This is a genomic window from Mycobacterium sp., assembly GCF_008709575.1.
Lineage (GTDB): Bacteria > Actinomycetota > Actinomycetes > Mycobacteriales > Mycobacteriaceae > Mycobacterium.
Window position 1 is genome coordinate 1 of the sequence record NZ_VYIK01000131.1, and the last position, 1,873, is coordinate 1,873.

2 protein-coding genes are annotated in these 1,873 nt (G+C 61.9%); both read right to left on the reverse strand.

What is annotated here, in order from left to right; translation table 11 throughout:
* Window positions 1-109: 109 nt before the first annotated feature.
* Entirely contained in the window at window positions 110-1,015 is a 906-nt protein-coding gene (locus tag F6Q13_RS17205; RefSeq protein ID WP_293059149.1) for an HAD-IIA family hydrolase, read from the reverse strand.
* 58 nt (window positions 1,016-1,073) lie between these two features.
* The coding region (gene gap / locus F6Q13_RS17210; protein ID WP_293059146.1) for a type I glyceraldehyde-3-phosphate dehydrogenase at window positions 1,074-1,873 on the reverse strand (800 nt) is incomplete at its 5' end.

Below are 1,873 nucleotides of genomic sequence, written 5' to 3' on the forward strand. Positions count from 1 at the left end.
CGCAGGTACCGCCATCCCAGTGGTGCGACGGCCACACCGAGGCTAAATCGCGCCGTTGGTGGCGGCGGTAGGCCGGCCCGCAGCGCTGGCCGACGTCAGGTCGCGGCGATCAGGTGCCACCGATCACGCTCCAACGAGCATGCGCTGCGGCCCGTAACAACGACAAATTGTCGGGTTCCTGTTCGGCGAGCGAGACGAGAGCGGCCACGCTCTCACTGCTACCGGCGTGCCAGTCGGATTGAGGGGCGACACGCAACGATTCGCTGTCGTGATGGATCCCTCGCAGATCATGCGCGACGTACGTGGGGCGCTCACCCGGTGGCGCGCAAATCACGTCAGTGATGCTGCTCACTCCGCTCAGCACCAGCAAACTGGGCAATCCGAGTGAATTCGCTCCGGCGATATCGGTGTCAAGCCGGTCGCCGACGACGAGTGGCCGCTCAAAGTCACCGCGTGCCAATGCTTCGCGAAATATCTCCGGATGCGGCTTGCCGATTACCCGCGGGCTTGCGCCGGTGGCGGCCTTCAGGGCCGCCACCATCGACCCATTTCCCGGAACCAGGCCCTGTTCGGAAGGCAACGTGAGATCGGCGTTGGTCGCCACCCAAGGTGTTCCGGCGCGTATCGCCAGTGCGGCCTCGGCCAAGTCACGCCAACCGACGTGCGGAGAGAATCCTTGCACAATGGCCAGCGGACCATCTGCCCAGCGGCGCACCGGGCGAAGGCCGACATTGGCAACCTCGGCTGCCAGTGCTTCGGAGCCCACGACTAACACCGGTGATCCCAATGACAACTCGGCGCCGAGAAAACGCGCCGCGCAGTGGGCACTTGTGACGATGTCGTCGGGCTCGGCATCGAAGCCCAATCGACACAGATGCTCCGCCACCTCTCTCGCGTTTCGGGAAGCGTTATTGGTCATGAACAATGTGCGTGTGCCGACGTTGGCGAGTGCCTCGATTGCACCGTCGATCGGTTGCGATCCGCGGTAGAGAGTGCCGTCAAGATCGAGCAGCAGGCAATCTTGAGTCCGAAACGTTTTCCACCACGAGGTAGTAGTTTGCTGCCAGCCTGAATTACACCGATTCACCGACTAGCGCGACCAGATCCACCAGCCGGTTGGAATAGCCCCATTCGTTGTCGTACCAGGACACCACCTTGACCTGGTTGCCGATCACCCTGGTCAAACCAGCGTCGAAAATCGAACTATGCGCATCGGCGACGATGTCGCTCGACACGATCGGCACATCGTAATACTTGAGGATTCCTTTCAGGCGACTTTCGGCGGCCGCCTTGAACGCGGCATTGATTTCCTCGACGCCGACCGACCTGGACAGCTCGACGGTCAGGTCGGTGACTGATCCGGTGGGAACCGGCACTCGCATCGCGTATCCGTCAAGCTTCCCTTTCAGCTCGGGCATCACCAACCCGATCGCCCTGGCCGCTCCTGTCGACGTTGGCACGATGTTCAGACTGGCCGCCCGAGCACGCCGCAAGTCCTTGTGCGGGCCGTCCTGCACGTTCTGATCTTGGGTGTAGGCATGGATGGTAGTCATCAAACCTTTCACAATGCCGAACTCCTCATGGACTACCTTGGCAAGCGGTGCAAGGCAGTTCGTCGTGCAGGAGGCGTTTGAGACAATGTCTTGGCTGCCGTCATACTTGTCATCGTTAACCCCGATGACGATTGTGATGTCCGCGTCGACCGCGGGGGCGGAGATGACCACCTTCTTGGCGCCGGCCTCCAGATGCCCCTGGGCCTTCGTGGCGTCGGTGAAGATCCCGGTGGATTCCACGACGACATCGACATCAAGATCGCGCCACGGAAGCGCATCCGGACCGTCCTTGACTGCCGGTGTCTTGATCTCGGCGCCGT